The sequence below is a fragment of the Fundidesulfovibrio putealis DSM 16056 genome, assembly GCF_000429325.1.
GTDB classification, from domain to species: domain Bacteria; phylum Desulfobacterota; class Desulfovibrionia; order Desulfovibrionales; family Desulfovibrionaceae; genus Fundidesulfovibrio; species Fundidesulfovibrio putealis.
Genome location: NZ_AUBQ01000006.1, coordinates 142744 through 168281 on the forward strand (window position 1 = coordinate 142744; position 25538 = coordinate 168281).

General features: G+C 65.3%; 27 protein-coding genes. 15 read left to right on the top strand and 12 right to left on the bottom strand.

Features of this window, described 5'->3' with window-relative positions; all coding sequences use genetic code 11:
• Window positions 1-136: 136 nt before the first annotated feature.
• On the top strand, window positions 137-673 hold the full coding sequence (locus G453_RS0107980) for a DUF456 domain-containing protein (RefSeq protein WP_027190635.1): 537 nt from the start codon (window positions 137-139) through the stop codon (window positions 671-673).
• A 60-nt stretch (window positions 674-733) separates the two neighbouring features.
• On the top strand, window positions 734-2182 hold the full coding sequence (thrC, locus tag G453_RS0107985) for a threonine synthase (protein ID WP_043645016.1): 1449 nt from the start codon (window positions 734-736) through the stop codon (window positions 2180-2182).
• A gap of 358 nt (window positions 2183-2540) precedes the next feature.
• On the opposite strand, the gene G453_RS28380 is transcribed toward thrC, so the two are convergent.
• Together G453_RS28380 and G453_RS0107995 are read right to left on the bottom strand one after the other, a co-directional pair.
• Window positions 2541-2930, bottom strand: coding sequence for a hypothetical protein (locus G453_RS28380; RefSeq protein ID WP_169725303.1), 390 nt, complete (start codon window positions 2928-2930; stop codon window positions 2541-2543).
• A gap of 126 nt (window positions 2931-3056) precedes the next feature.
• On the bottom strand, window positions 3057-3479 hold the full coding sequence (locus tag G453_RS0107995; RefSeq protein ID WP_027190637.1) for a hypothetical protein: 423 nt from the start codon (window positions 3477-3479) through the stop codon (window positions 3057-3059).
• A gap of 135 nt (window positions 3480-3614) precedes the next feature.
• Between G453_RS0107995 and G453_RS0108000 the strand changes: the two genes are divergently transcribed.
• Window positions 3615-4355, top strand: a complete 741-nt coding sequence (locus G453_RS0108000; RefSeq protein WP_027190638.1) for a TlyA family RNA methyltransferase — start codon at window positions 3615-3617, stop codon at window positions 4353-4355.
• An 87-nt stretch (window positions 4356-4442) separates the two neighbouring features.
• Here the strand turns inward: G453_RS0108000 and G453_RS0108005 are convergent, their stop codons facing one another.
• Both G453_RS0108005 and G453_RS0108010 read right to left on the bottom strand, forming a co-directional pair.
• A complete protein-coding gene (locus G453_RS0108005) occupies window positions 4443-4868 on the bottom strand; it encodes a YccF domain-containing protein (protein WP_027190639.1) in 426 nt (141 codons plus the stop codon).
• Between the two features lie 211 nt (window positions 4869-5079).
• Entirely contained in the window at window positions 5080-5985 is a 906-nt protein-coding gene (locus G453_RS0108010) for a rhodanese-like domain-containing protein (protein WP_235731720.1), read from the bottom strand.
• A gap of 49 nt (window positions 5986-6034) precedes the next feature.
• On the opposite strand from G453_RS0108010, the gene G453_RS23005 reads away from it, so the two are divergent.
• Window positions 6035-6523: a rhodanese-like domain-containing protein gene (locus G453_RS23005; RefSeq protein WP_051271997.1), complete on the top strand. Its 489-nt coding sequence runs from the start codon at window positions 6035-6037 to the stop codon at window positions 6521-6523.
• Window positions 6523-6945 carry a MauE/DoxX family redox-associated membrane protein gene (locus tag G453_RS0108020; RefSeq protein WP_027190641.1) on the top strand — a complete coding sequence of 141 codons (423 nt, stop codon included), beginning with the start codon at window positions 6523-6525 and terminating at the stop codon, window positions 6943-6945. Before G453_RS23005 ends, G453_RS0108020 begins: the two co-directional genes overlap by 1 nt.
• Window positions 6946-7044: 99 nt before the next feature.
• Here the strand turns inward: G453_RS0108020 and bioA are convergent, their stop codons facing one another.
• Genes bioA through bioB form a run of 5 tightly spaced genes read right to left on the bottom strand, consistent with a single transcriptional unit; the run spans window position 7045 to window position 12587 of the window.
• Window positions 7045-8976, bottom strand: coding sequence for an adenosylmethionine--8-amino-7-oxononanoate transaminase (gene bioA, locus G453_RS0108025; RefSeq protein ID WP_084502172.1), 1932 nt, complete (start codon window positions 8974-8976; stop codon window positions 7045-7047).
• A 9-nt stretch (window positions 8977-8985) separates the two neighbouring features.
• Complete coding sequence (locus tag G453_RS26170; protein WP_051272000.1) at window positions 8986-9774, bottom strand: methyltransferase; 789 nt, start codon at window positions 9772-9774, stop codon at window positions 8986-8988.
• Window positions 9765-10397, bottom strand: a complete 633-nt coding sequence (locus tag G453_RS0108035; RefSeq protein WP_027190642.1) for an alpha/beta fold hydrolase — start codon at window positions 10395-10397, stop codon at window positions 9765-9767. The genes G453_RS26170 and G453_RS0108035 overlap by 10 nt, the downstream gene beginning before the upstream one ends.
• Window positions 10394-11593 carry an 8-amino-7-oxononanoate synthase gene (bioF, locus tag G453_RS23015; RefSeq protein WP_051272003.1) on the bottom strand — a complete coding sequence of 400 codons (1200 nt, stop codon included), beginning with the start codon at window positions 11591-11593 and terminating at the stop codon, window positions 10394-10396. The genes G453_RS0108035 and bioF overlap by 4 nt, the downstream gene beginning before the upstream one ends.
• On the bottom strand, window positions 11586-12587 hold the full coding sequence (gene bioB / locus G453_RS23020) for a biotin synthase BioB (protein WP_084502174.1): 1002 nt from the start codon (window positions 12585-12587) through the stop codon (window positions 11586-11588). Before bioB ends, bioF begins: the two co-directional genes overlap by 8 nt.
• A 161-nt stretch (window positions 12588-12748) precedes the next feature.
• On the opposite strand from bioB, the gene G453_RS28385 reads away from it, so the two are divergent.
• Entirely contained in the window at window positions 12749-13171 is a 423-nt protein-coding gene (locus tag G453_RS28385; RefSeq protein ID WP_027190643.1) for a DUF4079 family protein, read from the top strand.
• Window positions 13165-14670 carry a SagB family peptide dehydrogenase gene (locus G453_RS0108055; RefSeq protein WP_027190644.1) on the top strand — a complete coding sequence of 502 codons (1506 nt, stop codon included), beginning with the start codon at window positions 13165-13167 and terminating at the stop codon, window positions 14668-14670. Before G453_RS28385 ends, G453_RS0108055 begins: the two co-directional genes overlap by 7 nt.
• A 24-nt stretch (window positions 14671-14694) precedes the next feature.
• Here G453_RS0108055 and G453_RS0108060 read toward each other — a convergent pair whose 3' ends face one another.
• Both G453_RS0108060 and G453_RS0108065 read right to left on the bottom strand, forming a co-directional pair.
• Window positions 14695-15246, bottom strand: coding sequence for a hypothetical protein (locus G453_RS0108060; RefSeq protein WP_156920848.1), 552 nt, complete (start codon window positions 15244-15246; stop codon window positions 14695-14697).
• Between the two features lie 315 nt (window positions 15247-15561).
• A complete protein-coding gene (locus G453_RS0108065; protein WP_043645018.1) occupies window positions 15562-16401 on the bottom strand; it encodes an ATP-dependent sacrificial sulfur transferase LarE in 840 nt (279 codons plus the stop codon).
• 216 nt (window positions 16402-16617) lie between these two features.
• Here G453_RS0108065 and G453_RS0108070 point away from each other — a divergent pair, with 216 nt between their 5' ends.
• Window positions 16618-17283: a class I SAM-dependent methyltransferase gene (locus tag G453_RS0108070; protein WP_027190647.1), complete on the top strand. Its 666-nt coding sequence runs from the start codon at window positions 16618-16620 to the stop codon at window positions 17281-17283.
• Between the two features lie 109 nt (window positions 17284-17392).
• On the top strand, window positions 17393-17836 hold the full coding sequence (locus G453_RS0108075) for a hypothetical protein (RefSeq protein ID WP_027190648.1): 444 nt from the start codon (window positions 17393-17395) through the stop codon (window positions 17834-17836).
• Window positions 17837-18053: 217 nt separating this feature from the next.
• Here G453_RS0108075 and G453_RS0108080 read toward each other — a convergent pair whose 3' ends face one another.
• Window positions 18054-19181, bottom strand: coding sequence for an AI-2E family transporter (locus G453_RS0108080; RefSeq protein WP_051272006.1), 1128 nt, complete (start codon window positions 19179-19181; stop codon window positions 18054-18056).
• A gap of 183 nt (window positions 19182-19364) precedes the next feature.
• Here G453_RS0108080 and G453_RS23025 point away from each other — a divergent pair, with 183 nt between their 5' ends.
• The 6 genes from G453_RS23025 (at window position 19365) to G453_RS0108115 (ending at window position 25508) form a co-directional block, all read left to right on the top strand.
• The gene (locus G453_RS23025) at window positions 19365-20396 is read left to right on the top strand and encodes a rhomboid family intramembrane serine protease (RefSeq protein WP_051272009.1); all 1032 of its coding nucleotides are present in this window, start codon (window positions 19365-19367) and stop codon (window positions 20394-20396) included.
• Window positions 20397-20717: 321 nt separating this feature from the next.
• Window positions 20718-21224, top strand: a complete 507-nt coding sequence (locus G453_RS0108095; protein ID WP_027190650.1) for a PH domain-containing protein — start codon at window positions 20718-20720, stop codon at window positions 21222-21224.
• A gap of 65 nt (window positions 21225-21289) precedes the next feature.
• Window positions 21290-22753: a HAMP domain-containing sensor histidine kinase gene (locus G453_RS0108100; protein ID WP_043645024.1), complete on the top strand. Its 1464-nt coding sequence runs from the start codon at window positions 21290-21292 to the stop codon at window positions 22751-22753.
• 1 nt (window position 22754) lies between these two features.
• Entirely contained in the window at window positions 22755-23393 is a 639-nt protein-coding gene (locus G453_RS0108105) for a hypothetical protein (protein WP_027190652.1), read from the top strand.
• Window positions 23394-23395: 2 nt separating this feature from the next.
• The gene (locus G453_RS0108110) at window positions 23396-24781 is read left to right on the top strand and encodes a sigma-54-dependent transcriptional regulator (protein WP_027190653.1); all 1386 of its coding nucleotides are present in this window, start codon (window positions 23396-23398) and stop codon (window positions 24779-24781) included.
• 340 nt (window positions 24782-25121) lie between these two features.
• A complete protein-coding gene (locus G453_RS0108115; RefSeq protein WP_027190654.1) occupies window positions 25122-25508 on the top strand; it encodes a hypothetical protein in 387 nt (128 codons plus the stop codon).
• Window positions 25509-25538 lie beyond the last annotated feature (30 nt).

Genomic DNA, 25538 nt, shown 5'->3' on the forward strand with positions numbered 1-25538 from the left:
CCGGAGGCATCCGACATCCACGCCGACAGCACTTGACTCTCCCGCCAACTCCCGTAAGTGATGATTCCCTTGAGCCCTCGGTTGGGTTCGGCACTGAGCTACACCACGCGGCAATCCCCACATCGGAAGGACAATCATGGAATACGTCTGGGCCATTCTTTATATCCTCGTCATGCTGGCCGTTCTCGGCCTGAACGTGCTGGGCCTGCCCGCCAACTGGGTTCTCCTGGGCCTTGGCTGGGTGTGGGACCTCATGCATCCGGGCCTGAGCCTTGGCTGGGGTTTTTACGCACCGCTTCTGGCCCTGGCCATCGCGGGCGAGGCCATCGAGTTCGGCGCGCAGTTCTACGGCGCGAAAAAGTACGGCGGCACCAACAAGGGCAACATCGGGGCCTTTATCGGGGCCATCGCCGGGGCCATCTTCTGCGCCCCGTTCCTGATGGGCTTTGGCGCGCTCCTGGGCGCGGTGGGCGGGGCGTACCTCGGCTGCTACGTGTTCGAGCGCCTGCACGGCCGCCCCTCGTCCGAGGCCTGGCACGCCGCCAAGGGAGCCATGTGGGGCCGGGTTTTCGGCTTCGTGATCAAGGCTGGCGCGGGCGGCGCGATGCTGGCGATCATCGCGCGCGAGGTGTGGCCCGCCGCCAGACAGGCCGTGGTCGTGCTTGGCATTTAAGGGCTCAGCGGGTATGAACCTGCGTCAGAATAGGGCGAGCCAACATCACAAGGATTGATCATGACCAACAACGACTTCCCCACATACCGCGGCAACATGGAATACTACTGCCTCGGCTGCGAGGACCGCTTCGCGGTCGGTGAACTCCACTACACCTGCCCCAAGTGCGGCGGCGTGTTCCTGTTGGAAGACACCTGGTTCGACTCGCTGGCCGAGAACCCCCCCGTGTACTGGAAATCGCTCTTCGACAAGCGCGCCTCCTCCAAGGCCACGGCTTTGCGTGGCATCTTCCGCTTCTACGAGCTGATGGCCCCCATCCTGGAGCCGCAGGACATCGTCTACCTAGGCGAGGGCAACACCCCGCTCATCGAGGCCAACGCCGCGCTCTCCAAGCACTTGGGCGTGCCCATGGCCTTCAAGAACGACGGCCAGAATCCCTCGGCCTCCTTCAAGGACCGTGGCATGGCCTGCGCCTTCAGCTACCTGAAGAACCTGGTGCGCGAGAACGGCTGGGACAGCGTGCTGACCGTGTGCGCCTCCACTGGCGATACTTCCGCCGCCGCCGCGCTCTACGCAGCCTACGTGGGCGACCCCATCACCTCGGTGGTCATCCTGCCCCAGGGCAAGGTGACGCCCCAGCAGCTGGCCCAGCCCCTGGGCAGCGGCGCGGTGGTGCTGGAAGTGCCCGGCGTGTTCGACGACTGCATGAAGGTGGTGGAGCATCTGGCGGACAACTACCGCGTGGCGCTCCTGAACTCCAAGAACGCCTGGCGCATCCTGGGCCAGGAGTCCTACGCCTTCGAGGTGGCCCAGTGGTACGACTGGGATACTTATCGGAAGGCCGTGTTCGTGCCCATCGGCAACGCGGGCAACGTCACCGCCATCATGAGCGGCTTTTTGAAGCTCCAGCGCCTGGGCGTCATCCCGTCGCTTCCGCGCATCTTCGGGGTGCAGTCCGCCCACGCCGACCCGGTCTACCGCTACTACGCGGCGGACGATCCGGCCAAGCGCGTGTTCGAGCCCGTGTCCGTCACTCCGAGCGTGGCCCAGGCGGCCATGATCGGAAACCCCGTCAGCTTCCCGCGCGTGAAGCACTTCGCGGACCAGTACGAGAAGATCGGCGGCCCCGGCTCCTTCCAGGTGATCCAGGTGGAAGAGCAGGCCATCGTGGAAGGCATGCTCCTGGCCAACCGCCACGGGCACATCAGCTGCACCCAGGGCGGCGAATGCGTGGCCGGGCTCATCCGCGCCAGGGAACTTGGCCTGATCGAGCCCTCCGAGACCGCCATCCTGGACGCCACGGCCCACAGCCTGAAGTTCATCGGTTTCCAGGACATGTACTTCTCGAACACCTTCCCGCCCGAGTACGGCATCACCCCCAAGAAGGAACTGGCCAACCTCCCCGAGTTGATGATCACCCCGGAGGAGAAGGCCCGCCTCACCCCCGAGGAGTACACCGTCAAGGCTGCGCAGAATGTGGTTGCGAGATTGGGACTGACCGGCAAATAGTCACCACGTCCGCGCTCCTGAAAATCAGGAAAGTCGCAGGGCTTGATATTGAAAAGCCTCTCCCGGCCATGCCGGGAGGGGCTTTTTCGCGTTCTCGCAGGTGAGATGGGAGAGGCTCAAGAGTTGCTCCTGAGGGATGAATACGGCGCGGTAGGTACGATGCGTGGGAAGACCTGCCCGAGGCCCGGTTCCCGTACCGATCAGGCATTCAGGCCGCGCAGACGGAGCCTAGTCAGCCCAGGTGGCCTTGGTCCGAGTGATCGATATTGTCGTGCTCGCTAGGTGAGATTCTACCGCCAAGCGGTCAAGGGGCTAATAACGGCACCAGCAGCAAATCAGTGCGAGCGCAAGAAAGAAACTACTTCTTCTTGTCGTCCAGCACTGCCGCAGGCGGCGGCTTACCTTTGCCGCCGTTGGTGTAGTAGCTGTCGCCCACCTTGTTGGTCACGGAGCCGTCGCTGCCGTAATAGGTGTTGCCGTTCTTTGTGTAGGTGGTTCCATCGGAGTTGTAGTAGGTGTTGCCGACGCGGTTGGTGGTCGAACCGTTGCTGTTGTAGGTGGTGTTGCCCGACTTTTGAGACGTGGAGCCGTCGGAGTTGTAATAGGTATTGCCGTTTTTCGTGCTGGTTTTCCCGTCGGAGCCGTACATGGTGTTTCCGACACGGGTGCTGGTGTTCTGGGCCAGACAGGGCAGGGCCAGAATCAGCAGGAGCAGGGCGGCCACGGGGATGACGCGGGTGCTAAGCATGATCGTACTCCTTGACAAAATGTCAGTGCAACTGGTCTTAAAATGTCCATTTGGCAAAACAATGTCAAGTTTGCGTGAACTGGCCAAGCGAGCCTGAGCCGTGTTCTATTTCGTGCGCTCACGATGTCACACGCAGTGGCTGGTCTGCTTGCCTTTGCGGCGGATGACGTATTCCACGAAGGAAAAGGCCCGTATGAAGGGTTTTCCCATCTGGATGGCCTTGACCACATCGAAGAGGATGTGGAACAGGCAGGCGGCCAGCACGACCCAGAACTCGTAGCGCCAGAAGCCCAGCGCGAAGAGCAGGAGCATGCATTCCAGTGTGTGGAACCAGGCCAGGGCCAGATAGTCCGGGATGTCCGGCACGGCCCGGTGGTAGGCGAAGAAGCGGCTGATTGAGAGGCTTTTGCAGTCGCGCAGGTAGGGGATCAGATGGTCCAGGTCGATCAGGAACACGGCCAGCCCGAACAGCAGGGCGTCCCCGCCGATGAACGGATACAGCACGGCGGCGCTGACGACTCCCTGGACGGCGTGGAATTTGGGGCTCATGGCGGGGTTCCCTTCTCGTGGTTCGGGAAATGTGCTGCAAATTCAGGTGAATGCTGACGGTCATCGCTCCAGGACAGGCTTTGGCGTGACCATACGACGCAACTATAATCCAGACCAACAGTGTAGGCAATAATCATGGCGAATCCCAAGCTGCGGGCCGACCTTCTCCTGGTGGAGCAGGGACTTGCCGAGAGCCGCGAACGCGCGGAGCGTCTGGTCATGGCCGGGCAGGTGTTCCTGGAGAAGGACGGCAGGCGCGAAAAGCTGGACAAGCCTGGGCGCATGCTCCCGGTGTCCGCCGTGCTCTCGCTCAACCAGCCCGAGCGCTTCGTGAGCCGGGGGGCCTACAAGCTGCTCTCGGCCATCGAGCATTTCGCCCTGGACGTGTCCGGGCGCGTGGCCCTGGACGTGGGCGCGTCCACCGGCGGATTCACCGACTGCCTGCTCCAGCACGGGGCGGCCAAGGTCTACGCCGTGGACGTGGGCAAGTGCCAGCTGCACGAGAAAATGCGGGCCGATGCGCGCGTGGTAAGCATGGAGGGCGTCAACTTCCGACTGGCCACGCAGGAGTTGCTGCCGGAACTGGTGGACATTGTGGTGATCGACGTGTCGTTCATCTCGCTCACCAAGATATTGCCCGCCGTGAAGCAGTTCCTGAAGCCCGGCGGGGTGGTGGTGGCCATGGTGAAGCCGCAGTTCGAAGTGGCCTCGCACCAGACGGACAAAGGCGTGGTGCGTGACGAGGCGCTGCGTCAGTGGGCTGTGGAGACTGTTCAGGAGGCCGCGATTGCGCATGGATTCGCTCCCGGCGGCGTGGTGCCCGCCGGGGTGAAAGGCCCCAAGGGGAACCAGGAATACATGCTGCTGTTGCGCTGAGCCTCGCGTCCGGGTGGTGATATCGTGTGGTCAGCGCCGCTCCCGGATAGTCCAGGAGCGGCGCTGACTTTTCTTATTGTGCGGGGGTTACTGGCAGATGCGACAGTCCGGCTTGTCCACCACGGTCTTGCCCACCGGAGCAAGCGATATAAGCGCCAGTTTCATGTGCTGAACGCCGAACGGGATGCCGATGATGGTGACGAAGTTGGCCACGGCGGACATCAGGTGTCCCACGGCCAGCCACCAGCCAGCGAACAAGAACCAGATCACGTTGCCGAGAAGCCCCAGGGGGCCGGTGCCCGCGTCGTGGTAGCCCTGGACGTACTGGCGGTCCACGATCATCTTGCCGAAGGGCCAGAAGGCCAGCTTGGCGATCACGAAGCAGGAGCGCGCCCAGGGCAGGCCGATGATGGTGATGGCCATGATGACCCCGGCGATGCACCAGCCGATGCCCATGAAAATACCGCCCAGCACCAGCCACAGGACATTCAGAATAAAATTGACAGGTTCCACGCTCTTTCCTTTTCTTTGTTGCTTGTTGCGGCAGGTGCCTCCGGCGGCCAGAGAGGAAACTTTTTGGAAAAAAGTTTCCTCTCTGGACTCTCCTTCAAAAACTTTCAAGTAGCTGCGCGTCGGAACGCGTCATCGCGGACAGGTTTAAGATGCGAAGCCCATTGAGGGTCCAGGGGGATCATCCCCCTGCCGGGTCCGGGCGGAGCCCGGCTTACGCCTTCGCTTCAGCTCCCAGGCGATCCATCATCGTGGCCAGTGCGCGCAGATGCCCGCGTTCTTCTCCGGCCAGCTCACGCAGCGTGGCGGCCGATTCGGGGCTTGCGGCCACGGCGGCCAGCCGTGTGTACAGGTCCAGGGCCTGGGCTTCAATGCCCATGGCCATGTCCAGGGCCTTGCGCGTTGACTCGAAGGGCTTGGCGTCGGCCATGATCTCCTCGGCGCTGCGTCCGCCTTCCAGCACGGAGGCGGTGGCTTTTGCCGCCAACTCCTCGATGTCCGCGCCGTGCGGATGGAGCGCCTTGTAGAGGTGGTAGACCACCAGCTTGTGCTTGTCCTCGAACCCGGCCAGCTTGGCGAAGGTTGTGGCCAGCTCGGGGTCGGGGCTGGACGAAGCGAGGCTCTGATAGAAGTCGCCAAGCTCGCGCTCCATGGCGAAGGCGATAGCCAGGACTTCATCGGGGGTTTCGTCGCCCCGGTAGTGCTGCATGCCGGTGCCGGGGTCGCCCACGGCGGTGGCTCCGGTCCAGGCCATGACGCCGCCCAGCATGTTGCTGATGTCGGGGTGTCCCATGGAGGCGAGCAGCGACGCGGCTGCCGCGCTGCGGCGTCCCGAGTGGCAGTAGACCAGAAGCGGCTTGTCGCGCGGGATCTCACCGGCGCGCTCATCCAGTTCGGACAGCGGCAGGAAGGTGGCGCCGGGCAGATGGAATTCATCGTATTCCCACTGCTGGCGGACATCCAGCACGGTGATGTCGCTTGGGCGGGTCTTGGACAACAGGGCTCGCGCAGCGTCGGCGTCGATGTCCTTGGGGGGGGGGCTTGGCTGGGACATGGTTCCTCCGGTGAAGCGGCGCAGGATGAACTGGAAGTAGTCCAGCAGGGCGTTGAGTTTCCGCACGTTTTCCTCTAGGCAGTGGCCTGACGATCGAGTCGAGTGAGGCACAATTATGCTGCAATCGTTTCGCCGCCGCTGGTGGCCTGAAAGTGTTTTCCTTCTGATCATATCCATCATGGCCGCCTGGGTTGTCAATGTGGGCAGGCCGGAGCCCATGCCCTGGTGGGGCGATTATGCCGCCAAAAAGGTGGAGGACACGGTGCGCAAGGGCCTGGCCGTGATCGGCCCGGACGAGGCCCGCGCCGTATTGATGAACGGCAAGGCGTTGTTCATCGACGCGCGCGACCCGGACGAGTTCGCGGCGGGGCACATCCCCGGCGCGACGAACATCCCGGCTGACGCCCTGATGACCGGGCTTGAGCCCGTGGTGGCCGGGCTGGACAAGACCAAGGGCATGATCCTCTACTGCGGCAACCTGGCCTGCTCCAAGAGCAAGGATCTGGCCCAGGGCATGAAGGATCTGGGGTTCACCAATCTGGCGGTGATGCCGGAGGGAATGGACGGATGGCGGGCCGTGGGCGGCCCGGTGGAGGCCAAGTGATGCGCGCCGTATGGTTCTTGAGCCGCGTTTTGTACGGGGCGCTGTTCGTGTATGCCGGGGCCAGCAAAATGGCCGATCCCGTCACGTTTGCCGGGGTGATCTTCAACTACCAGATTCTGCCCGCCAAGCTGGTGTACGGCGCGGCGCTTATGCTGCCCGCGCTGGAGATAGTCTGCGGGCTGGCGCTTAGCGTGAACTTCTTCGCACGCGGGGCCACGGTGATCATGAACGGCCTGATGCTGGTGTTCCTGGCGGGCATGGGCTGGGCCTGGAGCCGGGGGCTGGACGTCACCTGCGGCTGCTTCGGCGGCGCGGGGCAGGCGGTGAGCCAGCAGACTCTGACGCGCGACGCGATCATCCTGGGCCTGGGGCTTGTGGCCATGTGGGGCGCGTTCGCCCAGGCCGGGAAGGACGAGGTGTAACTGCGCTCCCGAAAGTCTGTCCTGTCCGTCCGGCTGGCAAAAGCTGAACCGATACTTCAACGCCTCGAAAACATCCGTATGTTTTCGAGGCGTTGGTGTTTAGGCGATCTCTTCCAGAGCGCGCTCAAGCGTGTCGTAGGCCCGGTGCAGCTCGTGGGGCGTCAGGCAGAAGGGCGGCAGGATGTAGAACACCTCGCCCAGCGGGCGGGCGAAGAATCCCTGTTCCAGAAAATACCGCTTGAGCTTCTTTCCGATCTCGGCCCCGTAGCCCACGTCCCCGCCAGCCAGCTCCACCGCGCCGATGCTCCCCCGCCAGCGGGGCCTGCGAAGGCCCGCATGATTAGAAAGAGCCGTCAGGCGCTGTGCGTGAACGGCCTCCAGGGCTGCGATGCGCGCGAGCGTCCCCTCCTGCTCGAAGAGTGCGAGCCCGGCCAGGGCGGCGGCGCAGCCGATGGGATTGGCCGTGAACGAGTGGCCGTGGGCCAGGGCGCGGTCGAAGGTGTCGCCCAGAAATCCCTGATAGAGGGCCTCGGTGGCCACGGTGGCGGCCATGGGCACGAATCCGGCGGTGAGGCCCTTGGCCAGACAGATGATGTCCGGAACGACCCCGGCCTGCTCGCAGGCGAACATGGTCCCGGTGCGCCCGAACCCGGTCATGACCTCGTCGAAAATTACCATTCCCCCGGCGGCGCGCGCCAGGTCCGCAACGGCCTTCACGAAGCCGGGCCGCACCATGCGCATGCCCGAGGCTCCCTGCACCAGGGGCTCCAGAATGACCCCGGCCACGGTCCCGGCGTGCACGGAGAAATAGTTGGCCAGCACGGCCAGGGCCTGGGTTTCTTTTTCCTCGATGTCCGCGTCGTCGAGCCAGGTGGCCGGGTAGGGCAGGAAATCGACCTTGAAGGTCAGCGGCTCGAAGTCCTGATAGTAGCCGCTGGACATGCCCACGGACATGGCCCCCACGGTGTCGCCGTGGTAACCGCCCTGGAAGGCGGCGAAGCGCGTGCGCTCGGCGCGGCCCTGGTTGCGCCAGTACTGGTAGGCCATCTTCAGGGCGATCTCCACCGCCGTGGAGCCGTTGTCCGAGAAGAACACCCGGTTCAGGCCGCCGGGCAGGATGGCGGCAAGTTCGCTGGCCAGCCGGGCGGCGGGCTCGTGGGTGAAGTCCGCGAAGAGCACCTGCTCCAGGGTGGCGGCCTGTCGCGCGATGGCCTGGGCGATGGCCGGATGGGCGTGCCCGTGCGGGTTCACCCACCAGGAGGAGACCAGATCGATCAGTTCGCGCCCGTCCGCCGTGAAGAGCTTCGCGCCCTGGCCGCGCACGGCCTGCACCGGGGCGGGCGCGGTGGCGGCCTGTGTGAAGGGATGCCAGACGTGGGCGCGGTCCATGGCCAGGACGTCCCCGCCCGGAACAGGCGCGGGGATGTTCACTTCGGAGGCCAGGCCGCGCAGGGCCTCGCGCGTCACGGCCTTGAGATGCGGGATGTCCACGATGACCGGGACGCCGCCCAGATGTTCGATGTCGCGGCGGTTGTCCGGGTTGGGGTCGCCGATGAGCGCCACGCCGCACACGTCGATGCCGCGCAGGCGCAGGGCTTCCAGGGTAAGCAGCGTATGGTTCAGCGTGCCGAGCCCGGTACGGGTGGCCACGATCACCGGCAGGCCAAGTCGCGCCATGAGGTCGGCCATGCACTGGCCCGGAGCGATGGGCACCAGCGCGCCGCCTGCGCCCTCAACGATGATGGGCCTGTTCCCGGATGAGAAGGGCAGCTGGATGGTCGCGATGTCCAGGACGCGCCCCTCCTTGGACGCAGCCTGATTGGGCGAGAGCGGGGCCAGCAGGTGCACGGCGGGCGGATGCAGGCGGGAGGCGTCCAATCCGGCAAGGGCGGCCACCGTGTCGGTGTCGCTGTCCTGTCCGGTCTGGATGGGTTTGAAATAGCGCGCGTCCAGGGCCATGCACAGAAGGGCCGAGAGCACGGTCTTGCCGACGCCGGTGTCCGTACCGGTCACGAAATAGCCGTTCATCATGGAGGTAGTTTAGCCCAGGCGGGGCTTCAAGGCCAGCGCGTACAGCACGTGGTAGCCGATGGGCTGCGGCCCTTGCGCGTCCAGGCGTGCGTCAAGGGCGGCCAGTACGGCGCGGAACTGTCCGGGAGTGAGCGGCCTGTGCCCGCTGCGCGGGACCGTGCCGCCCACGGCCTTCAGGTGCCGGGGCAGGTCCAGGGCGCGGGCCAGGGGCAGGGCGTGCATCTCTTCGGTCAGGCGCGGCGGGGCTGGAAACATGGCGGCTAGTTGCGCCGCCGAGGGGAAGTCCTGCAAGGCGCAGGGCAGGCCGAGGGTAACGTGAGCCTCGCGCCAGGCCAGGAAGGTGCGCTCTCCGGGAACGGCCACGGCCAGGATGCCGCCTGGGTTCACCAACTCCCAGAGCCCGGCCAGTGAGGCCGCCATGTCCTGGGTCCAGTGCAGGGCCATGTTGGAGGCCACCAGGTCGAAGCCGGGCTTGAGGGCCGGTGCTGTGGCGTCCATGGCTGCCAGGAGTGCCGGAGGCGACGCCTGGGCGAGTTTGGCGGACGCCCGGCGCAGCATGGCCGGGGAGATGTCCGCGCAGAGGTAGCGGCCAACGTCCAGGCGGGAACGCAGGGCCAGGGCCAGCGCCCCGGTGCCGCAGCCCATGTCCAGCACGGAGGGGGCGGGCGGCAAGCCCCCGTGCGCGGTGACGAGCGCGGCCAACTGGCGGGCCACGGAGGCCTGGGGCGTGGCGTGAGAGTCGTAGCCGTGGGCCTTGCCAAAGGCTTCGCGGATCAGGGCGGAACGGTTTACAGGCACGCGCGCTCCAGAAACGGGGCGATGTGCAGGGCGCACTGGGCGGGCCTGGACGCCGGGAAGGCGTGCCCGCCGGATTCCAGCATGGTGAGATTATCCGGAAAGCTCGCCCGGCTCAAATCAGGAGGCACGATGGCGTCGTCGGCTGCGGCCAGGGCCAGAAGAGGCCGATCGAAGGCCTCAAGCGTCGCCCGCTCGTCCCATTGCAGCAGCCAGTCCAGGCCTTGCGCCAGTTGATCTGGCCGGGCCTTGGCCAGGGTGGGCTCGTCCAGGGCCATCTCGTCTGGGAGCGCGCAGGCCTGATGAAACGCCGTTATCACCTGGGCAGGACCTCGCGAGAGGCCCCGGCGCATGGCCCGCGTCGGCCCGGCAGGCACGCCGAAGCGTCCGAAACCGCCCAGGCTGACCAGGGCGGCCAGCCTGTCCGGCGCATGGCGCAAGAGCCAGAGCAGGCCCAGGGAGTGTCCCACTGCCACGAACGGCTCACCTGGCAGGCTCAGATTTTCGGGACCGAAAAAACCCAGATCGAGCGTGAAGGCCTCGCGCACGCCAAGCTCGCGCTGAAGCGGCATCCAGAATTGAGGCCCGAAGGCCCAGCCGTGCACGAAGACCAGGGGGCAGCTCATTGCGACGCCTTCCTGACGGCACGGGGCACGGCCTCGATCAACCGGTCCACGTCGGAGCGCGTATGCAGGGCGGTGAGCGACAGGCGCAGCCTGCTTGAGCCGGGCGGCACCGTGGGCGGGCGCACGGCCACGGCCAGGATGCCCTCGGCCTCCAGGGCCTGCATGGCGGCCAGGGCGTGGGCTTCCTCGCCCACCATCACCGGCACGATCTGCGTGCTGGACCCGCCAGTCTCAAGCCCGGCCTCGTTCAAGCCCTGGCGAAGGCGCTGGGAATTGGCCAGGAGCGTCTCGCGCTCGCGGTCCATGCCGGGGATGAGCTCCAGGGCGGCCTGGGCCGCGCCCAGCACCGCAGGGGGCAGGGCCGTGGAAAAGATGAAGCCCGGCGCTCGGTTCACCAGATACTCGCGCAGCGTTTCCGAGCAGCACACGTAGGCCCCGTAGCTGCCCAGGGCCTTGCTGCACGTGCCCATCACCAGGGCGCGGCCATCGCGTAGGCCGATGTCCGCCCCGGCGGCCAAGCCCATGCCCGCATGGCCCAGCACGCCCACGGCGTGGGCCTCGTCCAGGTACAGGAACGCGCCGAAGCGCTCGGCGAGTCCGGCCAGCGCGGCCACGTCCGCCCGGTCGCCGTCCATGGAGAACACCGTCTCGGACAGGATGAAGCGCGCTCCAGGCGCACCGGCGTGCTTGGCCAGCAGCGACTCCAGGTGGTCCATGTCCAGGTGGCGGTAGCGGTGCTGGCGCACCCCGGCCAGACGGCAACCCTCATGCATGCTGGCGTGGTTCAGCTTGTCCGCGAAGACCAGGGGCTCGCCCCCAAGGGCCTGCGCGTCCAGCAGGGCGGCAAGCACGGAGGAGTTGGTCTGGAAGCCCGAGCCCATCACCAGGGACGCCGGGCTGCCTTTCAGGCGGGCCAGCGCCTCCTCCAGCAGCTCGTGCGGCGGGAGCGTCCCGCAGATCAGGCGCGAGGAGGCCGAGCCCGCACCGAAAGCCTGGGCGTATTCGCAGGCCCTGCGGATGCATTCGGGGTGGCGGGTCAGGCCCAGATAGTCGTTGGAGGACGCGTTCAGCACGCCTTCGCGTGCGGGGTCGAACACCCTGGTGCGCCGCAGACGGTGGACGCCTGCGAGTCCGTCCAGGACGGCTCTGAAGCGCGCCTGGATGTCCGTGTCAGGCCTTTGCGGCCGTTCAGTCATCGGAAATCTCCCACCCGGCTTCCAGGATGCCCTGCCGGTCGGCCTGGGCGTCCAGGCCCCTGGTGGTCAGGTAGTCGCCGATCATGAGCCCGTTGGCCCCGGCTTCCAGGGGTTCCAGGCCGCGAGTCTGCCCGAATACGGTCTGGCGTCCGCCGCAGATGCGGATGTTGGCGTCCGGCAGCACGAAGCGAAGCAGGGCGACGATCTTGAGCGCCTCTTCCGGCGTGAGCACCGGGCGCGAGGCCATGGGCGTGCCGGGGATGGGATGCAGGAAGTTCACCGGCACCGACTGCACGCCGAGCTCCCCCAGCGTAACGGCCAGCTCTGCGCGCTGCTCCCAGGATTCGCCCAGCCCGAAGATGCCCCCGGAGCACACGTGCAGCCCGGCGGCTACGGCGTGGCCCACTGCCCGGACATCGTCCTCGTAGTCGTGGGTGGTGCAGATGGCAGGGAAGAAGCTGCGGGCCGTCTCCAGATTGTGGTGATAGGCCTTGAGCCCGGCCTTCTTGAGCTGCTCCAGCTCATCCGGGGTCAGGATGCCGCAGGAGGCGTCGGCCTCCATCCCCAGGGCGTCCACGGCGCGAACGGCGTCCAGCAGGCGCGCAAAGTCCTCTCCGCCGGGTTTAAGCCCGCTGGTGACGATGCCGAAGCGTTTCGCGCCCAGGTCGCGCATGGTCCTGGCCGCGCGGGCGATCTCCTCGGTTTCCAGGAAGGGGTGGACAGGAGCGCTCGTGCCGAAGTGCGAGGACTGGGCGCAGAAGGCGCAGTTCTCGGAGCAGCGTCCGCTCTTGGCGTTGACGATGGCGCACAGGCTGACCGTGCGGCCCAGGCGGGCAAGGCGGATGGTCCGCGCCTGGTGCAGCAGATCTGCAGCGTCATGGCCGCGCGCGTCGGCCACGCCGGCCACGAAACGGCTCAGGGCCTCGCCGCGCAGGGGAGTGCCGGACAGCACGGCCTGCTTGGTTCGCTCGAAGGACAGGTTGCCAATGTTCATGGGATCACGTAAGAAAATCAATGGTACTCCGCCGTTCCATCAGGTTCGGCGGGCAGGGGAGACATCCTTACCCGGCGGCGCGACGCTTGGCAACCGGCCCTTCCTGGCCTCTCGCCAGATGCCGCCCCAAACCCTTCCCGGAAACACCCGGAGAGGCACAAATGCTCTACGCGCACCCGATACTGATGCTCTGCCTCGTGGCGCTCACGTTCTACGTCCTGCGGCTGGGAGCCGTGCGGTTTGCGGCGGTTCACCTCGGCAGGAAAGGCGTGTTCGCCTGGAAGCGCCACGTCTTCCTGGGCAGGCTGGCCATGGCCGGGCTTGCGGCCGGCATGTGCGGCGGCCTGTTCATGACCTGGTATTTCTGGTCCACTCCCGGCTCCACCGGGACGCATTTTCATGTCGCCCTGGCCATGATGGCGCTTGTCGCAAGCGGCGCGGCCACGGGCTGGAGCCTGGACCGTGTCCGAAAGCCCAAGAATCCCCTGGCCCTGCTGCACGCAGCGGGCAACGTGCTGCTGGCGCTGCTGGCGCTGGTCCAGATGTACACGGGCTACGGGGTGCTGAAGGACTTCCTATGGTGATGACCGCGCGCGGCTATCACGAAGCCGTGGCCCACCGCCGGGGGAGGCTTTCCGGCCTGGGCATTGACTGGACCAACCAGCCCGTCCCGTTCAAGACCTACGGTGGCTTGTCTTGCGTATCCCTGTCCAGGCAGGCGGCCCTGCCGGATGTGTCCCTGTGGGACGTCCTCGGTGCTGTCGGCGTCGGGGCCATGCCCGGCATCGACGCCTTGTCCGCCGTGCTGTTCCACGCTGCGGGGCTGACCAGGACCGGCGTCCACAAGGGGGGAGAATTCTTCTACAGGGCCTGCCCCTCCGCAGGCGCCCTCTATCCCTGCGAGGTTTACATGGCCTGGCCCGGAGGCCTCGGCCTGGAGACCGGCGTCTACCACTTCGACGTGGCCCGCCACGGCCTGACGCTTTTGCGCACGGGCTTTCCGTCCCCCGCCGGACTGGGGCTGCCGGGGCGCTCGGCGCTTGTCGGGGAGGCGGTGCTGTTCGTCAGCGCCATATTCTACCGCAGCGCCTGGAAGTACCGGGCCAGGGCCTACCGGTACCTGAACCTGGACGCAGGGCACCTCTGCGAAGGGTTGGCCCTGGGGCTTGGAGCGTTCGGCGTGGCGTACCGGGTCGAGTTGGATTTTGACGACGCGGCGGTGTCGGACCTTTTGGGGCTGGACCCCGAGCGCGAGGGGTGCCTGTGCGCGGTGCGCTTCAGGGCGTCGCAGGATTCCCCCCTGCCGCTTGCTGCTCCGGGGCCGCTGCCCAAAGACGCCTGGCAGGCCAGCCGGTGCGCCGCCTCGGACCCCACGCCCCTGGAGGTCAGGGCAGTCCACGGGGCATGCTCCCATGTTCCGGAGCACGAGACGGCCATGCCCGCCCTCGCCCAGTCCCGGCTGGGGAGCGGCCTTGTCTGGCAGGACCTGTCGCACCTGCACGGGCCATCCCCGCGCATGAGCCTCTTCGAGGCCATGTCCGCCAGGCGTTCCAGGCGGGCCTTCGTGCCTGTCACGCTGCCCAGGGGGACCATGTCCAGGGTGCTCTCCTGTCTGGCCAGGCCGCTGTATCCAGGCGGAGCGCACCCGGCGGAATACGCCTGCGCGGTGGGAGTGGTGGCCGCCCAGGAGGCTCAGGCCCAGCCCGGATTCTCTCTGCTGGACCGTGTGAGCGTGCGCACCGGGCTTCGCCGGGATGGCGACATGCGCTCGGTGATGGCGAGCGTCTGCCTGGACCAGCTCTGGATGCGCGAAGCAGCCATGCAGGTGGTGTTCTGCGCGGATCTCCCGGAAGTGGAGGCCCATCTGGGCGCAAGAGGCTACCGGGCCGCGCTGCAAGGGGCCGGGCGCCTGGGGCACAGGCTGTACTTGGCGGCGGAGAGCCTGGGGCTGGGCGCATGCGGCGTGGGCGCGTTTTTCGACGGTGAAGCCGTCGAAACCCTGGGGCTGCCGGAAGGCACGGGCATGCTCTACGCCGTGGCTGCGGGCGCGTCTCGCGGCTCCGGGAGCCACGTGCACGGCTGATACGCCGGGCCTTTCGGTCCCCGGCTACTGCGTGCGTTCCTTGAGGGTTCGCATCATCTCCCGGATTCTATCCATGTGATAGGAAATGAACACGTTGTATTCGTGTTGCGTGAGCTGGACGGGCATGTTGTGCTGCCTGGCCAGAGTGTAGAGCTGCACGCGCGACATGCGCTCGCCGTGCTCCAGCATCTGTCTGGCCGTGAAGGTGATGAGCACTTCCTTGGCCTCCCTGGCGCTTCCCTCCAGGGATGATTCCCTCTCCTGTTCGTGTTTTGCGGCGAGCATGGCTTCCAGCTGCTCCAGGCGCTGCTCCATGTCCTCCATGCGCCGGGATGTGCAGTCGCTGGGCTGTGCTCCAACCTCCTGGCCGATGTCGCTCGACAGATGCACGAGTTCGGGGTGCCCGGCGGCCAATTCAAGTGCCAGACTGATGGCTGCTCTTTGCGAGCAATGGAAGGACGTCTGAAGGGATTCGAGCGCCAGGGCCGCACCTGGCGTGAGAGTTACGCCAATGGGTTTGCCGCCTTCCGCCACCTGTTTCGCACGCCATCTGGTAGCTCTTGCCTTCTCGTTCATACTGCCCCCGCTACGACAGGACGATTTATACGGATTGCATGCAGCAAGCCTTACGAAATGGCAAGTGACGATCAGGTTGTTCCAGGAAGAAAAACGAAAAAACAAGGGAGACAACTCGGGTGTTGCATGTCCCGCAACAAAAAATGCAGTTGTGGGATGAGCGTCGTCGGATATGTCCTGCGGCACGAGGGTGCTGCGGTCGCGCTTCCGGCGTCCGGAGCAGGCGGGCGTCGCGTTCAGTCCGGCTCGTGTGGCGTTCCCGAAGCACGGATGCATGTTATTCAGGAGCGCGGCGCCCTTGGCCGGGCGGAGCGCCTACGGGGTTTGCCGGGTGAAGGCCCTTCCGGAGCGGTAGCCTTCCGGGTCCAGCGTCACCCCGCCCACCGCCGGAAACTGTGCCTTGAGCTGGCGGTCAAGCTCGGCCAGGGTCTGGGCGTCGGCCAGGGCGCGTTGTTTCTCCTGCATTTCCACAAGCATGTCCCGGTTCTGGATGCGGCAGCGCACCACCTGGACGTTCAGGCGGTCCCGCAGGAACGTCTCGGCGAAACTCACTGCGGCCAGGATTTCCGGAGTCACACGCGTTCCGGTGTAGACCCTGCTGGCCAGGCACGGCGAGGCCGGAATCTGCGCGAACCACAGGCCCAGCTCTCCCGCCATGGCCCGGATGTCTCCCTTGGATATGCCGGTCTCCACGAAGGGATGACGCACCCCGTGCTCTCTGGCTGCGTCCAGGCCGGGCCGGTGCTCGCCCATATCGTCGGAGTTGGTCCCGCTGACGATTACGGGCGTGGTCCTGAACCAGTCCGAGAGCTCCCGCGAGAGAACCCCGAGGCAACTGTAGAGGTGCTGCTTGCAGAAGTAGCAGCGATCGTAGGGGTTTTGCAGGTAGCGCTCGTCGGAGAATTCCCCGGAATCCACCAGGGTAAGCCGCCAGCCCTGGGCCTGGGCTTCGGTGCGCACCCGCGCGGTGCATTCAGGCGGCACGGCAGGGCTCACGGCGTGGGCCATGAGCGTCCTTCCGGGCAGGCTGCGGTGGGCCAGGGTGGCCAGGAGGAGGCTGTCCACGCCGCCGGACACGGCGACGGTCACGGCGCCCATGCCGCGCAGCGCGTCCAGAAGGGCGGGCCATTTGGAGTGCTTCAGGGTGGCTGGCATAATCGATAGTCCCTGTTTCCCGAGCGTTTGCTCACATGTGGATTCACTCCACTGCCGCAGGTCATTCGCCGGGCGCGAATCGTCCGGGCGCATCGGGAGGGAGACGCCCGGGGAGCCACAGCTCTTTGCATGCGTTCCTGATCTATGGGATATTCCGGGAGCGTGGGCAAGTAAATAGTCAGGGGGACGTATGAACACTCGCGGGAATGAGCTTCCATGACGGCCTGGGACGTGGCCGCGAAGGCCTCGGAGCTCCTGGCGCGCTGGCGCGGCGATCTTCTTCGCGCGGCCCGGCTGGGGCCTGTGCTGGACGTGGCCTGCGGCGACGGGCGAAACGGGCTGGCTCTTGCCCTGGCCGACCGGCCTGGGGAAGAGCGCTCCAGGCCCGCAGCGTTATCCGGGCCGGGCGAAGCTGCGGATGCGCCAGTCAGCACCTCCCCGGAGAGCGATGCCCGGCCGTGGTTCCCCGAGGTGCTCCTGGTGGATCGCTCCGCAGAGGCAATCAAGGAGCTTGTGCAGTCCGGCCTGCCGCAAAACGCCGCCTTCCGGCAGATGGACCTGGAGACGCCAGAACCGCCGTCGTTCGGCGTGGACGCGTTCGGCGTGGTGCTGGTGTTCCGCTACCTGCACCGCCCGTTGATTCCCGTGCTGCGCGCCTGCCTGGCACCCGGCGGCATGCTGGTCTACGAAACATATCTGGAGGGCCAGGAAGCCTACGGCAAGCCGCGCAACCCCGACCATCTGCTCCGCAGGGGCGAGCTGGCTGCCTGGTTCGGCGACTGGGAGGTGCTGGAGCTTTACGAGGGGGAGCTTGCGTCCCCGCCCAGGGTCATGGGCCGGGTGGTCTGCCGCAAGCCGGGCGCAACGCACTCCGTGAGATGAAAAGTTGCCCCGCAGTCGTCTGGGCTGTTGCAACGGGTCCGCACGCCTGATACCACCGCGCCCACGGGTCCGGCCTCTGACGCCGCCCACATCCCTGCGAGGTCTCCACATGCGCATCATACTGCTCGTCGTCTGTTTCCTGCTGCTGATCACCGCCGCCGTGTCCCACGCCCAGGAGCGCGACGGAAAGGACTGGATGGGCCGCAACGACACCTGGAAGTACGCCTACATGACCGGCGTGCTGGACGGCGTGACCACCGGGTCGGAGTTCACCCTGCCCACCCTGAGCAAGGGCAGCATCGTGCTCTACAAGGACGACAAAGCCTGCCTGGAAAAGGCCCAGACCACCTTCGACTACAACTCCAGCCGCTTCTTCTTCGGGCTCTCGCTCAAGGATTTCGTGGAGGGGATGGACGCCTTCTACCAGGACCCGGCCAACCGGGGCATTCCGGTCAACCGGGCGCTTCGCGTGTGGGCCATGCAGCGCAAGAACATTCCTGAAGCCGCCGAGATCCTGAAGAACCTCCGCCAGGAGTGGAGCGCGGCCAACTAGAGCGGCATCCTCGGGAAAAATGTCCGTCTGTTTGATGCATTTCGTTTCAATGAATCAGTAAAGAGCATGGTGATGGGTTTCCAGGGCGCGACACCCGCCGCGCCCGTGAGTCCGGCGGAGCCGGGTCGTCTCCGCCGAACCCGAACGCCAGTCCGATAACCGCGATGCGAGCGCCCTGCGACCGGACAGCCCTGAGCCGTCCGGTCGCGGGGCGTTATTACTTCTTCTTGGGGTGCTTCTCGTGGTGTTCCGGCTCGCAGGGCGGCAGGTTCTTTGCTGCCAGCAGGTCGCTGTATTCGTCGGCGTAGATAGTGAGCATCACCATGGCCAGGGCCAGGATCATGGGGCCGTAGAGGATGCCCAGCGGGCCGAAATACTTGATGCCGCCGATGATGGACAAGAACACCCAGAACGTGGACATCTGCGCCTGACCCTGCATGAGCATGGGCCGAAGCACCGAGTCGATGCTGGAGACCAGGATTCCGCCCCAGGCGGCCAGGATCGCAGCGCCTTTCCAGTCGCCGATGATGAGCAGGTAGATGGCGGCGGGACCCCAGATGACCAGGGTGCCAACTACCGGAACCAGCGAGGCGAACCCCATCATGGCCCCCCAGAACAGGGCCGGGATTCCCACGATGGCAAGGCCTATGCCGCCCACGATGCCCTGGCAGATGGCCACCAGGAAGCTGCCCACCACCACGGAGCGGGCCACGTCGCGCAGCTTGCGCAGGATGCGGTCCTCCTGGGCGTCGTGCAGCGGGGAGAGGTGCTTCAGCTGCACCAGCATGGCCTCGCCGTCGCGCAGCAGGAAGAACAGCACGAAGAGCATGATCATGAAGTTCAGCAACACCCCGATGAAGTTCCCCAGGAGCTTGGTTCCGGTGTCGATCATGATCTGGCCGGTCTGCTTGGAGAGGTCGAGGAGGCTGCCTTGCAGGTCGATCTTGTTGAGGTCGAATTCAAGCCAGGGCATGGTCTCGTTGATCCACTGGACCCAAGGGGTGAAGGTCTCGCTTTTCAGCCAGGTTTCAAGATGCGCGCCCTTGAGCCATGCCTGCAATGAGGTGATGGACTTCACGGCCTGCCCGGTGATCGCCGCCGTGAACAGGAACATGGGCAGGATGATCACCAGGGTGATGAGCAGCGTGGAGCACAGCGCCGCCAGAGTCCTGCGGCCCTTGAAGCGGTTCTTGAGCCAGGTCTGCACCGGGTGGAAAAGCGACGCCAGGATGATGGCGATGAACATGTTATGCACGAACGGATTGAGCACGTTGAAGGCGAAATAGAGCGAAATCGCCAGTATCCCCAGAAGAAAAAAGGAATAGATCTGTTCCTGCTTGGCCATGGTGTTCCTTCGGTCGGTATGCTGTGTCATCACGGCGCGCTGAGCCCGGACGCCGAAGCGCTCGCGGGAGTGCGCTGCGCCGGTTCACGCGTCGGGTCCGCGTCGGCCTGATGCGTTTTCGCGGTTGCCACTCTAGCAGGCCTGGGTCTAAGCGAAAAGAGACATTTCGGAGTTGACCAGACTATGCCCGATCCCGACGACATCAGCCCCCCCCTGCCGCAGAACCCGCAGTCCCCTGGAAGCGGGCCGGGCCAGCCGCTGGGAATCCCCCGCCAGAACTGGCTGGACGTTGCCCCCGAACTGCTGGCCGAGGCGGGCGTTCCCGAACTGGACACGGAGATGGCCCGGCACTGGTCGCTGGTGCTTCTCTCGCAGCGCGTGCCGCACCGGGTCCGCCAGGGCTGGCCCGGGCTTCGCCTGCTGGTGCCGCAGTCGCGCCGGGAGGAGGCTCTGGACCAGCTGCGCGCCTATCTGCGCGAAAATCCCCCCCAGGCCGTCAGCCTGCCGGACTGGCGCGGCCAGCCCCAGGCCTGGAGCGCCCTGCCGGGGGTGCTCTGGAGCCTCGCCCTGGTCACGGTGTTTCTGACCATGACCGGCGCGGAACATGCGCTGGGAGCCTTCCTGGTGGACTGGCAGGAACTGGGGGGCGGCAACGTCGGCCTCATGGCCCGGGGGCAGTGGTGGCGGGCGGTCACCGCCCTGACTCTGCACGCGGACATCGCCCATCTGGTGGGCAACGTGTGCCTGGGCGGAACGTTTCTGCTGCTCCTTGCGGTGGAGGTGGGGCTGGGGGCTGCCTGGTTCCTGGCGCTGGCCGGAGGCATAGGGGCCAATCTGGCCAAGCTGCCTTTCTCGGGGGACGGCTACCGGTTTATCGGGTCATCCACAGCGGTGTTCGCGGCGCTGGGCGCGCTGGCCGGGGTGCGGCTCATGCGCCTTGGGCGGTCCTGGGGAAGCGCCAGCTGGAAGCGTGCCCTGCCTTTCGCTGCCGGGCTCATGATCCTGGCGTTTCTGGGGGTCGGTTCCGAAGAGGAGGCCCGCAAGATCGATCTCGCGGGGCATTTCATGGGCTTCGGGGCGGGGTTCGCGCTGGGGATGGCTTATGCGGGCGCGGAAATGATGCTGCAAAGAAGCGGCCGCCCCCTGTCGCCGTGGCTGGGAGGGACGGCCGCCGTCATGGTCATGTTCGCCTGGGCTGCGGCCCTACTTGCATGAATTGTCGTCTTTGGAGGACTTCTTACAGAAGTCCGGGCCTACGCGGGGTATTCAGCCGCCGCCGCCTTCGATTTTCGGGAACAGCTTGTTCACGATGAGCACACCGCCGACGATGATGCCCAGAAACAAAAGCGCGTCCAACATAGAGTTCTCCTATCGGGCCATGGTCTCCCTATCATAGGTATCGATTCCCGGGATGGAAAGGGGGGGCGGACGCATTTCCCTCGCACTTCGTTTCAATTCCTTCATTTCTTTACAGAACCCGACAAAATGGAGTAGCGTCCGCCATCTGGGCCGAAATCCGATTTTATGGGGTACAGCATGGAGCCGCGCCGCGTCCTGGCCGAAAACGAAGAGATCCTCTACCAGAGCAAGAAGCACTGGGCAGTGTTCATCAAGGCAGCCGTCTACTTCGGACTGGCCGCCGCAGTCCTGGCCTACAAGGACCCCATCCTGGCGGCTGTCCAGTTCACGCCTCCTGAAGACCTCAAGCGCATCCTGCCGCCGGTAATCACCTGGACGGTGAAGAGCGTCTGCTTCACCCTGGCCGTGGTGTTCGGGATCATGGGGCTGGCCAGGCTCCTGAGCTTTTTCAGCAACAAGGTGCTCATCACCCACAAGCGCCTCATCCAGCACGACGTGCTCTCCGGGTCGCTCTCTTCGCTCGACCTCGCGCGCATCGAGTCCGTGCGCGCCTGCACCGGCCTTCTTGGGTCGCTCCTGGGCTACGGGAAGCTCATCCTGGTGATGGGCTCCGGCCAGAAGATCACCATCGCCAACCTGCGCCGCCCCCACGAATTCGAGCGTGAACTCTTCTCTGCCAAGTGATTGCCCAGCGAAGGCTTTGAGCGTATGGTCCGCCCCGTCATAAAGGGCGGACCAAGTAAACGACCATGCGCTTCCCAACCAGACCCCGTATTTTGCGGATCGGCATACTCTTCAAGCTGATCCTCGTGTTCGCATCCATCCTGGTGATCATCTACTTCACCACGGCCAACATCTTCGACTATCAGCAAGGCATCGTGAACATCTCCCGCGAGGTGGTGAAGGTGCGTTTCGAGGTTCTCTCCATCTCGCAGGGCATGGTGGACAGCCTGCTCTCTATGGAGGAAAACCAGAAGAAGTACGATGTGTTGCGCCAGGACAACTACAAGGAATACTTCGTCTCCGCCCTCAAGGAATACCGGCGAAACCTGGGCTCCATCCAGTGGTTCAGCTATCCCGGCTCCGAGGTGTGGGGCAAGCTCCAGGAAGAGTTCCAGAGTGAATTCCCCGGCCTGAGCGACGCCAGTGACCTCACCCGCCAGCCCCTGCCCTGGGTCCCCCAGGAGAAGCTGAACGCCTGGCTGGGGGCCATCCTCAAGGCCAAGCAGGACAACGAACGCTTCATCGAGTCCAGCATGCGCGAGCTCTACGTCTGGAGCGAACGCTCCGTGCGCGCGGGCATGATCGGCCTGGGCGTGTCCATGGCCGTGGCGCTTCTGGGCAGCGCCTACCTGACCTATTCGCTTTTCCGCCCCCTGCGCGAGCTGCGCCGGGGCATCCGGGCCTTCACCCTGGACGGCAAGCTCGAATCCGTGCGGGTGATCTCGCGCGATGAACTGGGCGAGCTGGCCCAGGCCTTCAACGAGATGACGGCGCGCCTCAAGGAAGAGGAGATGATGCGCACGGACTTCATCGACATGCTGAGCCACGAGATACGAACGCCGCTCACCTCCATCCGCGAGTCGGTGAACCTCATGCGCGAGCAGGTGCTGGGCGAGGTGAGCGACCGCCAGAAGCGCTTCCTGGACATCGCCTCCTCGGAGCTGGAGCGCATCTCCAAGCTGTTGTCGCGCCTGATGCAGGTCTCCAGCATGTCCTCGCGGTTCATTACGCTGAGCTTCAAGCCCGTGGACCCCGTGCACCTGCTCTACGAGACCGTGGACAAGGCCACGCCCGCAGCCGAGGCCAAGAAAATTTCCATCAACGCCCACACCCTTCCCGACGTGCCCTCCGTGATGGCCGACACCGAACACCTTCGCCAGGCGCTCTTGAACCTGATCGGCAACGCCGTGAAGTTCTCGCCTCCCGGCACCTCTGTGGAGGCGTCGCTCCAACTGGCGGACGGCGGCAACCAGCTGCTGTTTTCCGTGGTGGACTCCGGCCCCGGCATCCCCGAGGGCGAGCAGGCCCTGGTCTTCAACAAGTACTACCGGGGCGAGCAGCTCAAGAAGAGCGCAGACGGAATCGGTCTTGGCCTGTCCATCGCCAAGAACATCGTGGAGGCCCACGGCGGCAAGATCTGGCTCTCCAGCCGGGCCGGACGGGGCAGCACTTTCTTCTTTACAATACCCATCGCCAGGGAGACTGAGTGATATGGCCGCGAACGCACGTTTCTTGATCCATCGTCCGAATTCATCGCACCTGGCATTGGCCCTGGCTTTGTCGCTCGGCCTTCTTCTCACGGGGGCGTGCACGCCCAAGAAATCGGCGGATATCGTGCCGGAGCCCGTCACCCAGGTGATTGCCGACCCCGAGTCCCTGGATGTGGACACCGCCTATGCCGAAGGACTCCAGGCGTTCTGGGCGGGAGACTACAAGAGCGCCGCCGTGCTGTTCGACAGCCTGGTGCGCAGGCAGGACGACCAGACGCTTCGTTCCAAGGCGCTTTTCAGCCTGGCCTGCGCCCGTCTGGCCGGGGCCGATAATCCGGAGGACCTCAAGGCCGCCCGCGAAATCTGGCTGGAGTGGGAGAAGGGCGCTTCCGGCACGCCTCCCCAGGCCGACCCGCGCATGCTGACCCCCTTCGTGCGCAGGGCCAAATTCTTCGCCCTCCCCAAGGAGCAGGCTGCGGGCGTCAAGCCCCAGGCCCCCAAGCCGGCCTCAGGCGAGCAGGAGCTCCAGCGGCGCCTCCAGGAGAAGGACAAGGAAGTGCAGCATCTGCAGAAGCAGATCAAAGCCCTGGAGGCCATCCATCGGGAAATCCAGGAGAAAAAGAAGATGTCGGCCCAGTAGACATGGCAGCACACCCCAAAAAGACCATCCTCGTAGCCGACGACGACCCGCACATCCAGGAAGTCCTGGAGGTGCGCCTCGCTTCTGCCGGGTACGAGGTCATCCTGGCCTCCGACGGCAGGGAGGCCCTGGACGTCCTGGCGCGCACCCCGGTGGACCTGGTCATCTCGGACATCCGCATGCCGGGCATGGACGGACTCCAGCTCCAGGCGCATCTGGAAAAGACCGCGCCCAAGCTGCCAATCATCTTCCTGACGGCCTTCGGGTCCATCCAGGACGCCGTGAAGGCCATCAAGAGCGGGGCCGTGGATTACCTCACCAAGCCCTTCGAGGGCCGCGAGCTGCTGGATAAGGTCAGCTCCGTGCTCAGCAAGGCCGTGGTGGCCCAGGCCAAGGCGAGCGCCCACGGAGCTCACGTCGTTCCGCCCTGCGGCACGCAAGACTGCGGCATGTGGGAGACGCGCTCCCAGCGCATGCGCGAGCTGGCCCAGATGGTGGAAAAGGTCGCCCCGCGCGACGTGAACGTCCTGCTGCTGGGCGAATCCGGCACCGGCAAGGAGCGCATCGCCCAACTGCTGCACTCCATGAGCCCCCGGCGCGATCATCCGCTGGTCATCGTGGACTGCGGCTCCACCCCGGCAAGCCTCCTGGAGTCGGAACTTTTCGGCCACGTGAAGGGCTCCTTCACCCATGCCGTGCGCGACAAGAAGGGCCTCATCGAGGAGGCTCACAAGGGGACGCTCTTCCTGGACGAGATCGGCAACATCTCCATGGAGATGCAGGTGCGCCTGCTGCGCTTCCTGGAGAACCGCAAGATCCGCCGCATCGGCGACACCCGCGAGATCGCCGTGGATTGCCGCGTGATCGCTGCCACCAACGCCGACCTGATCCAGGACGTGGCCGAGGGAACCTTCCGCGAGGACCTGTACTACCGGCTGCGGGTGGTCACCCTGAACGTGCCGCCGCTTCGCGAACGCAAGGAAGACATCCCGCTTTTGGCCGAGCATTTCGTGGCCAGCTTCTGCAAGGCCCAGGGCATGCCCCTGGTGGTGCTGCCCCCGGCCACAATGGAGTTCATCGTGAACTACCCCTGGCCCGGCAACATCCGCGAGCTGAAAAACGCCATCGAGGCGGGAATCGTGCTCAGCCAGGGCGGGGAGCTGACGCCCACCGACCTCCAGGTGGCCCCCACCGCCGTACACAAGGGGCAGCAGTCCGAGAGCGCCATGTCCCTGGACGAGAGCGAGAAGGTCGCCATCATCCGGGCTCTGGAGAAGGCCAACTGGGTGCAGAAGGACGCGGCGCCGCTCTTGGGGGTCAGCCGCCGGGCGCTCAACTACAAAATCCAGAAGTACGAGATCGACATCCCCACGCGCCGCAAGAAGTAGGCTGTACGGCTAATGCGGCGTTCTCATAATGCGTTCATACGATGTATGAACCTAATCCAAGAGAACCATGTATTTTGTTTTTGAAAAACATGTTCCTGTTTTTCAAAAACGCGACACGAGCAGTCGCATGATGATTCATGAAAGCCGGGCCGTCCCTCGCAAGGGGCGGCCCGGCTTTTTATCTCCCACGCGCGCAGGGATTGAAGCGCGTCCGTCTCGCCTGCGCCGTAACGCAACGGTCACCGCGATTTCACGCCACTGCAAACAGCCCTGTGTCTTCAGTGCGTTAGAAAGCCCTTCGAAACATTCCCCTGTCACAAATCCTTGAGGAGAAAATCGAATGCGTGCTCTGAAGATGATCGTCATCCTTGCGGCCCTGACCGTGTTTTCCGCCGGAATCGCCTGCGCCAAAACCGCCAATCACAGCGGAACCTACGGCCTCAAATCCGACACCGCCAAGGGCTGGCTGAAGCTCGACCAGGTGAAGGGCGCCATGCACCAGTTCTCGGTGATGGTAGTCACCAAGGACGGCGCGACCTGCAACCTCGATGGCATGATTGAGCTCGAGGACGGCGTCGGCGTGTTCCGGGGCACCTTCCAGAAGTGCAACTTCTCCCTGTATTTCAAGAACGGCGCGGCCATGATCGACAGCGCCAAGACCTGCGACCAGTGCGGCGTGAAGGCCACCATCGACGGCACCTACATCAAGGGATTCATGAAGAAGTAAGCGGTTCCCGCAAGCAGCCGCTTCCTGGCA

Excerpts from the sequence above, each read along its gene's own strand:
- G453_RS28380 (WP_169725303.1), bottom strand. The coding sequence starts at position 2,930 with ATGCTTAGCACCCGCGTCATCCCCGTGGCCGCCCTGCTCCTGCTGATT.
- G453_RS0108070 (WP_027190647.1), top strand. The coding sequence starts at position 16,618 with ATGACGGCCTGGGACGTGGCCGCGAAGGCCTCGGAGCTCCTGGCGCGC.
- G453_RS0108055 (WP_027190644.1), top strand. The coding sequence starts at position 13,165 with ATGGTGATGACCGCGCGCGGCTATCACGAAGCCGTGGCCCACCGCCGG.
- G453_RS0108020 (WP_027190641.1), top strand. The coding sequence starts at position 6,523 with ATGCGCGCCGTATGGTTCTTGAGCCGCGTTTTGTACGGGGCGCTGTTC.
- G453_RS23005 (WP_051271997.1), top strand. The coding sequence starts at position 6,035 with ATGCTGCAATCGTTTCGCCGCCGCTGGTGGCCTGAAAGTGTTTTCCTT.
- G453_RS0108060 (WP_156920848.1), bottom strand. The coding sequence starts at position 15,246 with ATGAACGAGAAGGCAAGAGCTACCAGATGGCGTGCGAAACAGGTGGCG.
- G453_RS0108110 (WP_027190653.1), top strand. The coding sequence starts at position 23,396 with ATGGCAGCACACCCCAAAAAGACCATCCTCGTAGCCGACGACGACCCG.
- G453_RS0108000 (WP_027190638.1), top strand. The coding sequence starts at position 3,615 with ATGGCGAATCCCAAGCTGCGGGCCGACCTTCTCCTGGTGGAGCAGGGA.
- G453_RS0108075 (WP_027190648.1), top strand. The coding sequence starts at position 17,393 with ATGCGCATCATACTGCTCGTCGTCTGTTTCCTGCTGCTGATCACCGCC.
- bioA (WP_084502172.1), bottom strand. The coding sequence starts at position 8,976 with ATGATGAACGGCTATTTCGTGACCGGTACGGACACCGGCGTCGGCAAG.
- G453_RS0108105 (WP_027190652.1), top strand. The coding sequence starts at position 22,755 with ATGGCCGCGAACGCACGTTTCTTGATCCATCGTCCGAATTCATCGCAC.
- G453_RS0108095 (WP_027190650.1), top strand. The coding sequence starts at position 20,718 with ATGGAGCCGCGCCGCGTCCTGGCCGAAAACGAAGAGATCCTCTACCAG.
- G453_RS23025 (WP_051272009.1), top strand. The coding sequence starts at position 19,365 with ATGCCCGATCCCGACGACATCAGCCCCCCCCTGCCGCAGAACCCGCAG.
- G453_RS0107995 (WP_027190637.1), bottom strand. The coding sequence starts at position 3,479 with ATGAGCCCCAAATTCCACGCCGTCCAGGGAGTCGTCAGCGCCGCCGTG.
- thrC (WP_043645016.1), top strand. The coding sequence starts at position 734 with ATGACCAACAACGACTTCCCCACATACCGCGGCAACATGGAATACTAC.
- G453_RS0108100 (WP_043645024.1), top strand. The coding sequence starts at position 21,290 with ATGCGCTTCCCAACCAGACCCCGTATTTTGCGGATCGGCATACTCTTC.
- G453_RS0108080 (WP_051272006.1), bottom strand. The coding sequence starts at position 19,181 with ATGGCCAAGCAGGAACAGATCTATTCCTTTTTTCTTCTGGGGATACTG.
- G453_RS0108035 (WP_027190642.1), bottom strand. The coding sequence starts at position 10,397 with ATGAGCTGCCCCCTGGTCTTCGTGCACGGCTGGGCCTTCGGGCCTCAA.
- G453_RS0107980 (WP_027190635.1), top strand. The coding sequence starts at position 137 with ATGGAATACGTCTGGGCCATTCTTTATATCCTCGTCATGCTGGCCGTT.
- G453_RS0108065 (WP_043645018.1), bottom strand. The coding sequence starts at position 16,401 with ATGCCAGCCACCCTGAAGCACTCCAAATGGCCCGCCCTTCTGGACGCG.
- bioB (WP_084502174.1), bottom strand. The coding sequence starts at position 12,587 with ATGAACATTGGCAACCTGTCCTTCGAGCGAACCAAGCAGGCCGTGCTG.
- bioF (WP_051272003.1), bottom strand. The coding sequence starts at position 11,593 with ATGACTGAACGGCCGCAAAGGCCTGACACGGACATCCAGGCGCGCTTC.
- G453_RS0108115 (WP_027190654.1), top strand. The coding sequence starts at position 25,122 with ATGCGTGCTCTGAAGATGATCGTCATCCTTGCGGCCCTGACCGTGTTT.
- G453_RS28385 (WP_027190643.1), top strand. The coding sequence starts at position 12,749 with ATGCTCTACGCGCACCCGATACTGATGCTCTGCCTCGTGGCGCTCACG.